The following is an 8,764-nucleotide window of genomic DNA, read 5'->3' on the forward strand; positions in this document are numbered from 1 at the left end:
ACTTCGACCACAACCGCACAACCTGATCACCCAACGCCACGACCCGTTACGCGGAAAGGCTCAGTGCCGGCCCGCAAGCCGGCACGAATCAGGAGGGCCGGACGCAGCAGCCCTGGCAGATCTTCGGCCGGGGCAGCGTGAAGGCCAGGCAGCAGGTCCGCCGCTGGACGGTCGGCTCGCCGGCCGGGCCCGGCACCAGCTCCACCAGGTCGGCCAGGTCGAGCGCGTCGAGCAGCGTCTCGATGCTCCGGGTCGACGACCCGGGCAGCGCGTCGGCGGCCCGCAGGATGCCGTGCGCGATGCCGGAGGCGACCGAGCCGAGCAGCGTACGGGTCCCGATCCGGACCTCGGCCTGGATGGCCGCGATCATCGGGGCGAGGTGCGCGTCGAGCAGCGACGCGCGCAACGCGTCGAGCAGCTCCGCCTCGCCGGCGACCACCCGGACGTCCGGCGCGCCGGTCAGCGCCAGCGGGTCGCCCGGCAGCACCGCGACCGCGGTCGAGCGGCGCAGGCCCAGGGTGAGCAGCGGGCGATGGTCCTCGAAGTGGATCAGGACGTCGGCCGGGTCGAGCAGCGGCACCCGCCGGGCCGACGCCCAGCCGAGCACCGCCGGCAGCGCCAGCCAGTAGCTGTACGACTTCCAGGCCAGCGCGGCGCAGGCGTGCGGGGTGCCGCCCCAGCGCACCGTCGCGGCGCGCAGGAACTCGGGCAGCAGCGTCCCGTCGACCAGCCGGGTCGCCGGGGCCCAGCGCGCCTCGTCGGAGGTGACCAGCAGGCCGGGCGCGAGCCCGGGCAGCTCGTCCGTACCGAACATGGCGCGCAGGGTCGCGGTCACCGGGGCGAGTGGCGCGGCGATCTCCCGCCTCGGCATCACCGCTGTCACCTGATCGTCCCCTGTCTGGTCGCCCCGCCGGTCGGTATCAGCAGGCCCATTTGAGCTAAGGCTAGCCTAACCACAGGCTCCGGGTCGGGGGAAGCGGCACCGAGGGGCTGATGGAGAGGTCCCGGTCACTCCGCCGACCGGTCGCCGCGTGCCGGCGTACTACCCGGCAGGCGGGGGCGGAAACGCCGCCCGACCGGGCGAGAGGCGGCGCGAGCATCGACGTACGTGGCTGAATTGTCAAGGCGAGTGTCGAATACGAGCCAGTTTCTGTGCACGTTCGGCCACCCAACGTGAAACTGGTACTCCCGGCCACGAGGAAGCCGAATGACGACCTCACCCATCGAACGGGCCGCCGACTCGTTCGCCGCCGAACTCGCCCGGCACCGCACCGGCCGGGGGCTGTCCAAGAAGCAGCTCGCCACCCTGATGGGCTTCGACCCGTCCTACGTCAGCCACGTCGAGGGCCGCCGGCACCGCCCGACCGAGGACTTCGCCCGCCGGGCCGAGGCCGTCCTGGAGGCCAGCGGCGCGATCTGGCAGCGCTTCCGGGAGTACGACGAGCTGCGGCACGCCCGTAACGGCGGCGCGCACCGCGAGCCGGCCGTCCCCGGCCAGTGGCTGCCCCCCGGCACCGGCCTGGTGGTCGAGCGGGAGCTGGCCGCGCTGACCCACGCCGACGACGGCTACCACTGCGTGATCCGGCGGGAGCTCTACAACGCCGGGACCGAGCCGGTCAGCCGCTACCTGGTCCGGGTCGCCGTCGACCGCTACCCCAACGACCCGGGCCGCTCCAACCGGCACCACCGGGAGCACCCGCTCACCTTCGCCGAACTGCAACTGCGGGCGTACCGGGACGACGGCGGCGAGCGCGAGCCGATGCACTGGCGGGCCAAGCACGACCGGGACGCGTTCAAGGAGATCTGGCTGCTCTTCGAGAACGCCGAGGGGCGCTTCCCGCTCTACCCCGGCGACCGGGTCACCATCGAGTACGCGTACCGGGTGGGGCGGGACAAGTGGGGGCCCTGGTTCCAGCGGGCGGTCCGCCTGCCCACCCGCCACCTGGCCGTCCGGCTGGACCTCCCGGTGGAGCTGGACCCGCAGGTCTGGGGGGTGGAGACCTCCCTCTCCTCGGAGGAGGGCCCGCTGCGTACCCAGATCCAGCGGCACGACCGGGACGGCCGGGCGCTCTTCGACTGGTCCACCGACGACCCGCCCCTCAACGCCCGCTACCGGCTGCAGTGGCGCTTCCGCAACCAGCCCCCGGACGCCGAGCCGGACAGTCCGGCGAGCTGCCTGCGGGTCCGGGCCAGCGACCGGATGCGCGGCATCGGCATCGTGCAGCGCGGCGACGACCTGCTCCGCCAGCCCGCCCACCAGTTCGACCTGTCCCGCCAGGAACGCACCGCCCGGGACGTGGTCGACCGGCTCTGCGCCATCCTGGTCCGCCTCGACGAGCTGCACCCGTTCAGCAAGGGGGTCGGCATCGCGGCCCCGCAGCTCGGGCTCGGCTGGGCCGCCGCCGTGGTCCGCCCGGCCGACCGGGCGGCCGAGCCGGTCGTCCTGCTCAACCCCCGGATCGTCGACTCCGCCCCGGACAGCGACGAGCAGTACGAGGGCTGCCTCTCCTTCTTCGACCACCGCGGCCTGGTGCCCCGACCACTGCGGATCGACGTCGAGCACGCCCAGTGGGACGGCAGCCGGATCATCACGTCCTACGAGTACGCGATGGCACGCCTGGTCGCGCACGAGATCGACCACCTGGAGGGGCGGCTCTACGTGGACCGGATGACGCCCGGGGTGCCCCTGGTGCCGGTCGAGGAGTACCGGGAGAGCGGCAACCCCTGGCGCTACTGACCGCTCCGGTGCGCGGGCCGGTTGCCGGCCCGGCCCGCACACCGGCGGACGGGGGGCCGGGTCGCGTGCCCCAGGGGGCAGGGGCACGCGACCCGGCTCGGGGGGAGAAACGCCTACAGGTTGCCGAAGGTGTCGTACCGGATGTGCTCCGGCGACACGTCGTCCGCGGCGAGCGCGCGCAGGGTGGCCCGGACCATCGGGCCCGAGCCCGAGACGTAGCAGTCATGCGTCGTCCACGGCCCGTACCGGGTGACCACGTCGGAGATGTCGCCCAGCTCGCCGTCGAAGTCCGGATCCTCGCTGCACGCCGGCGTCACCGACAGCCACGGGTGCGCGCTCACCAGCTCCGTCAGGCCGGCGAGGCCGTAGAGCTCCTCCGGCCGGCGGGCGCCGTAGAAGACGTGCACCCAGCGGGTCCGGTTGAAGTTGGTCAGCTCCTCCACCAGCGCCTTGATCGGGGCCAGCCCGACCCCGCCGGCGACGCAGAGGATGTCCCGGGCCGACGACTGGTCCAGCGTCATCGACCCCATCGGGGCGGCCACCCGGAGCAGGTCGCCCGGCTTCGTGCGCCGGACCAGCGCCCCGGACAGCCAGCCCGCCGCGCCGGCCGGCGTACGCACGTGGAACTCCAGCACGTTGTCGTCGTTCGGGGCGTTCGCCACCGAGTACGTCCGCCACACCCGCGGGTGGTAGCGGGGCGCCTCGACGCTGACGTACTGGCCGGCCTTCCACGGCAGCGGGTGCTGGAGGGCGCGGACGGTCAGCACGGCGGTGTCCGGGCCGTGCCGCTCGTGGGTGAGCACCTCGGCGTGCCAGAACGGCGGGTTCTCGTCCGCCTCCGCCCCCGCCAGCATCTTCTCGCTGATGCTCGCGTACGCCTCCCGCCAGGCCTGGTCGTACTCGAGGTTCCAGCCGTCGCCGGCGGTGCTGCGCAGCGCGTCCAGCAGGGCGACGCCCATGGTCTCGTAGTGGGTGGCGTCAACGTGGTACTTGCGGTGGTCCCGGCCCAGCGCGCGCAGGTACTCGTCGAAGCTCTCCGGGTCGCCCACGGTCTGGGTGGCGGTGACGATCGCCTCCAGGATCCGGTCGCCCTGCCCGCTCATCTGGACCGGGAAGAGCTTGCGCAGCTCGGGGTCGAGGAGGAAGAGCCGGGCGTAGAAGTGGCCGCTCAGCCGGTTCCGGTCCTCCTCGACCAGGGTCCAGCTCTCCTTCAGCAGCCGCGCGAAGTTCTCCACGGGGGGCACGCTCCTTCTCCTGACGGCGGATCGGGCCCCGATAGAATCTCCACGCAGCGTGCCCAGCGGTCGCACAGAATGTGCGACCGGCTCACCTGGGTCGCGAGGGCGGTGCCGACGGGCCCTCGCGTGCGGCACAGTGGTCCGGTGACGGTTGACGAGCTGACCCGCCCGGTGTCCCGCCGGACCCTGGGCGCCGAGACGCTGCTGGTGCTCGGGCTCTCCCTCGGGCAGTCGGCGGTCTACGCGGTGGTGTCGCTGGCCGCCAAGCTGACCGCCGCGGGCCCGCTGTCGAAGCAGACCGCGTCGCTGAACAACTCCCAGTCGGCCCGGCCCTACCTCGACCTGACGTACCAGCTCGTCGGGATCTTCTTCGCGTTGCTGCCGGTGCTGCTCGCCGTACACCTGCTGGCCCGTGACCCCGGCGACCCGGCGCGGACGCTCGGGGTGGACCTGCGGCGGCCCGGGTCGGACCTGGCCCGGGGCGCCGGCCTGGCGGCGCTCATCGGCCTGCCCGGGCTGGCGCTGTTCTGGGCGGCGGCGCAGCTCGGCGTCAACGCCACGCTGGTGCCGGCCGCGCTGCCGCACCTGTGGTGGGCGGTGCCGGTGCTGATCCTCGCCGCCGTGCAGAACGCCGTGCTGGAGGAGGTGATCGTGGTCGGCTATCTGGTCAACCGGCTCTGGCAGCTCCGGTGGCGGCTCGGCGCGGTCGTCGCGGCGAGCGCGCTGCTGCGCGGCTCGTACCACCTCTACCAGGGCTTCGGCGCGTTCCTCGGCAACGCGGTGATGGGCGTCGTCTTCAGCCTCTTCTTCCTGCGTACCCGGCGGGTGGCGCCGCTGATCGTGGCGCACACCCTGCTCGACCTGGTCGCCTTCGTCGGCTACGCGCTGCTGCCGAAGTCCTGGTTCGGCTGGCTGTGACGGGCGGGGCGGGATAGGCATCCCGCCTTTTCCGGACCGCCTGGATGCCCGACCTGCGGCATCCTGAGTCGATCATGCCGGCTCGTGTCCCGACGCCGGTCTCGTCGGCCCGGTCACCGGCGCCTCCCTGGTCAGTGCCGCCGGGCGGGCCGATCGGTAGGCGGTGATCGCCCGGGCGGCGAGCCGCTCGGCGGCCGCCGCGTCCCCCGCCGCCGCGACGAGCACCGCCGCCCCCGGCAGCAGCCGGGACGCCAGCCGCAGGCCCAGCCAGCCGCCGGCCTGCGCGGCCAGCGGCGTCGCCAGCCGCCAGGCCGCCTCGGCGGCCCGCGGCCAGGGCCGCTCCCCCGGCCCGTCGGCGGCCCGGGCCGCGGCCAGGGCCACCCGGGCCGTCCCGGCGTCCGGGTGGACCTGGGTCAGCACCAGCAGCTCCGCCGCCCGGTCCGGGTGGGTCGGGTCGCGGTCGTACGCCGCCGCCAGGTGCAGCACCAGGTTGGCCTGCGTCCAGAGCACCGCCGCCAGCTCGGCCACCGGCGCGAGGAGCCCGGCTCCCGCCGCGACCGCGCCACCGGCCCCCGCCAGCCGGACGAACCGCCGGGTGGCGAGCCGGGCCAGCCCGTCCGCGTCGGCATCCGGATACGTGCCGCGCAGCCCCGCGACCCACTCCCGCGCGCGCGGCCCGAGCGCCTCCACCGCCGCCAGGGCCAGCAACTCCGGCGCGAAGGCCGGGTGGTCGAGGACGCGCGAGGTGATCGCCGACCATTCCACCCCGGCGGTACGCCCCGACGCCGGCTCCGCCGCGCTGACCGCCCGTACGACGACCGGGGCCGGGCCCGGCTGGGTGGGGATCTGGGCGGTCGGCGCCGCGGTCGTCCGCTTCGCGGGGGCGGCCTTCCTCGGCGTCGCGGCCCGGGTGGCCGCCTTTCGCGGCGGGGTGGGCTGCTTCCCCGCGCCGGCCTCGGTGTGCCCTCCGTTACCAGGGTCGGCGCTGACCTCGGCCGGCGCCGGCTCGGCGCGCTTCCGCGCTCCCGGGGCCGCCTTCTTCGCCGCGCTCGCCTTCTTCGCCGCGCTGGTCTTCGCCACCGGGCTGGTCTTCTTCGCCGGGCTGGCCTGCTTCGCCGGGGCACGGCGCGCCGCGTCGTCGACGGCAGGACTCGGGGTGGCTCGGGTCGCCGCGTCGTCGGCGGAAGTGCTCGGGGTGGCTCGGGCCGCCGTGCCGTCGGCCGTAGGAGACGGGGTGGCCCCGGTTGCGGGACGAGGCGGGGGCGCGGCGGCCCCGGCGGGGGCTTCCGTGCCCGAGGCGTCGCCGGCCGAGCGGCCCGGGGCGCCGGAAACCGCCTGGGCGGGGTCGGGCGGCTGGAAGAGCACGGCCGGCGCGGCCTTGGCCCGCCGCGCCGGGGACTGCGGCGAGTTCTCCGCTCCGGGCTGGCGCGTTGGTGGGGCGGGCGGCTCGGGCGTGGGCGGCGCGGCGAACGTCGGCTTCGGGGAGCGACTCCGCCGGGCACCGGTGGCGGGCTCGCGGCGGGGCGGATCGCTCGGCGGCTGCTCCTGCATATCGATGGAGCGTAGACCCGAGCGTGACCTCGCACACGTCGGAAACGCAGGGGTCCGAGCCCTCCGGGTAGTCGCTTTGCCCCGGGTGGGTACGGACCTGTATCCTCGGGCGCGGTGGTCTCCGGGCCACCAGGGAGACTTCGCCTAGTCTGGTCTATGGCGCCGCACTGCTAATGCGGTTGGGGTCTTAAAGCCCCTCCCGGGTTCGAATCCCGGAGTCTCCGCGCGAAAGCCAGGTGTGTAGACTGGCCGAGCAGCAAGCGCCCGTAGCTCAATGGATAGAGCATCTGACTACGGATCAGAAGGTTAGGGGTTCGAGTCCCTTCGGGCGCACAAGATCAAGAGGCGTCTGGCCTGCCAAGAGGCGGTCAGGCGTCTTTTTTCGTTCCTTGTCGGTGGACGCATTGGTGCTCGAATGGTGCTCGTACGACGAGGCTGTCCTACGTCCCGGCCTGTTCGTCTCCGTCGGTCTAGCCACGGCGGGGCTCGATTGAAGGACTCGATCGTGCGATGTCGGTAGACGAGGGGGAGTCGTCCGCTTGCAGTGGTACGCCATCCTGGTGCACGCCCCCGACCGCCGCGCCCTGGACGCCTACGGGCTCGCGCTGGGTTTAGCGCTTCATGGCTTCGGCGTAAAGCTCACTCAGGCGCCGATGCACGGATCAGGAAACCGATGCTCTATCCCCTGAGCTACGAGGGCGCGAGGACCCAGTCTAGCGACCTGGGGGTTCACCTGGGGTGGCAGGAGGTGGCCCACGTTCACCCGCGTCACCCGAACCCTCGTTCTCCCAGCCCAGGACCATACCCGGAGCACACGAACCCCGGTTTGCGACCGGCGGTCGGCCGCGGTGACCCGCGTTGGCACCGGTTGACCCCCGTTGGCATCCGCTGGAGAGCACACACCGCGCACATCATCGAAGATCAACGACGTTCCGTCCCGCCTACCTATCGTAGGCGCCGCCACCAGAGAACCACGGAGCACTCACCCCGGATCGCTCGGACCCGCCGTGGTGTCGACTATGAAGGTCCCCCACCAAGCGTCCGCTCATATGCCGATGAGTGCGCGCCGTGCCGGTCCGGGGTCAGGTGCGGCAGCGGCATCGTCTAGGTTCAGCCGGGTGATGACGCTGTACACACTGCGGTGCCCGGGCTGCGAGGAGCCATTCAGCGTCCGGCTCGGAATCGGCCCATCAAAGATGACTCGCTTCTATGTGCCGTGCGCGCACTGCAGGTTGCCGATCCGTGGACGATCTCACGGTAAGGATCTCGAATCGCATCGGGTCGAGTTCGAAGCTGAGTCGCTGCCGAGCGAAACCTCGCTCGAAGCAGCGTTCGTCACTGTGGATCCAAACGTCCCGTCCAAGTACAACGCTACGCAGCGAGGTGAGCTCGGTACGTTCCCGACCATGACGTTGATACACCTGGTTGGCGCCGGGCGGGGAGAGGCTCTTTTTGAAGTACTTTCGAGGGGTAGAACGGCGGTCGAGGAACTCTGGCCGCAGGTGCGACGAATCTATGAGTACTACCTCGTCGAGGATTGGAAGCACTTCGACAAGGCGGGCAAAGCTGCATTCAATGACTGGCGGACGGTCTCGACGACTCATGAGCGAGCCACTATGGCGCACCAAGCCGTTGGCATCGCGGCCGCCGCAATAACGGACGACATCGACGATTCTGCTGGCCGGTACCTTCACAGGGTCCTCGCCAAGCACACCAGCGCCCTTAGGTTCTCGACATACATCCATTCCGCTCGAGCGGACGTTGCGTCCGGATTGGTGCCGGGCCTGCAGCGCAGCGTCTTCGACGTGATCGATCGGTTCATTGGTCATTTCGACGCTTGGCAGATGGGTGTGTTGCGGCGGGTGATGCCCCCTGATCGTCTGCCGCTACTTAGGGAACTCACCCTATTCCGTGATGAGTTCGACGTCCTCCGAGACCTCTACCAGCAGGGATTTGAGACGGTCTGCAAGACCCTGAGGTTCGCCGTGGCAGCGCAGAACACAGTGAAGCGCCAAAGCCCAGGCGATTTCGGGATTGATTTGCCGGCCGGGGCAAACCTGAAGGCGAACCCAAAGTCTCTCAACGCCTACGACAAACTGGCCAACGCGGCGCGCCTCGCCTTCGTTCGGCAGGTCCCAGGGTGGGAGGGCTATGGGGCTCTTCTTAACAACCGGACTCGGAACGCGATCGGCCACGCGACCGCACGGCACGACCTTCGGACTGGACGAATATTCAGCGACAAGGAGCCCGACGGGGTCCAATGAGGTGATCTCAGCAAGGTTCGGCGGCCGAGTGGGGATGACACGGGCGTAACGTCCAT

At 71.7% G+C, this 8,764-nt stretch carries 6 protein-coding genes and 2 tRNA genes; 5 read left to right on the plus strand and 3 right to left on the minus strand.

What is annotated here, in order from left to right; translation table 11 throughout:
* Positions 1-88: 88 nt before the first annotated feature.
* Positions 89-871: a ferric iron reductase gene (locus ACFOYX_RS26820; protein WP_109804369.1), complete on the minus strand. Its 783-nt coding sequence runs from the start codon at positions 869-871 to the stop codon at positions 89-91.
* A 336-nt stretch (positions 872-1,207) separates the two neighbouring features.
* Between ACFOYX_RS26820 and ACFOYX_RS26825 the strand changes: the two genes are divergently transcribed.
* The gene (locus tag ACFOYX_RS26825) at positions 1,208-2,737 is read left to right on the plus strand and encodes a peptide deformylase (RefSeq protein ID WP_322444078.1); all 1,530 of its coding nucleotides are present in this window, start codon (positions 1,208-1,210) and stop codon (positions 2,735-2,737) included.
* A 113-nt stretch (positions 2,738-2,850) separates the two neighbouring features.
* Here ACFOYX_RS26825 and ACFOYX_RS26830 read toward each other — a convergent pair whose 3' ends face one another.
* Positions 2,851-3,972: a globin domain-containing protein gene (locus ACFOYX_RS26830; protein ID WP_322444079.1), complete on the minus strand. Its 1,122-nt coding sequence runs from the start codon at positions 3,970-3,972 to the stop codon at positions 2,851-2,853.
* Positions 3,973-4,119: 147 nt separating this feature from the next.
* Here ACFOYX_RS26830 and ACFOYX_RS26835 point away from each other — a divergent pair, with 147 nt between their 5' ends.
* Positions 4,120-4,893, plus strand: coding sequence for a CPBP family intramembrane glutamic endopeptidase (locus tag ACFOYX_RS26835; protein ID WP_109804368.1), 774 nt, complete (start codon positions 4,120-4,122; stop codon positions 4,891-4,893).
* A gap of 72 nt (positions 4,894-4,965) precedes the next feature.
* On the opposite strand, the gene ACFOYX_RS26840 is transcribed toward ACFOYX_RS26835, so the two are convergent.
* Positions 4,966-6,444 (minus strand): hypothetical protein, encoded by a 1,479-nt coding sequence (locus tag ACFOYX_RS26840; RefSeq protein WP_322475183.1) that lies wholly within the window; start codon positions 6,442-6,444, stop codon positions 4,966-4,968.
* Positions 6,445-6,577: 133 nt separating this feature from the next.
* On the opposite strand from ACFOYX_RS26840, the gene ACFOYX_RS26845 reads away from it, so the two are divergent.
* The 3 genes from ACFOYX_RS26845 to ACFOYX_RS26855 all read left to right on the plus strand — a co-directional run bounded on the left by ACFOYX_RS26845 (position 6,578) and on the right by ACFOYX_RS26855 (position 8,708).
* A tRNA-Ser gene (locus tag ACFOYX_RS26845) sits at positions 6,578-6,668 on the plus strand.
* A gap of 36 nt (positions 6,669-6,704) precedes the next feature.
* Positions 6,705-6,777 (plus strand) — tRNA-Arg (locus ACFOYX_RS26850).
* 785 nt (positions 6,778-7,562) lie between these two features.
* Positions 7,563-8,708, plus strand: a complete 1,146-nt coding sequence (locus tag ACFOYX_RS26855) for a hypothetical protein (RefSeq protein ID WP_322444081.1) — start codon at positions 7,563-7,565, stop codon at positions 8,706-8,708.
* Positions 8,709-8,764 lie beyond the last annotated feature (56 nt).

It is taken from the genome of Micromonospora sp. GCM10011541, from assembly GCF_042650725.1.
Lineage (GTDB): Bacteria > Actinomycetota > Actinomycetes > Mycobacteriales > Micromonosporaceae > Micromonospora > Micromonospora sicca.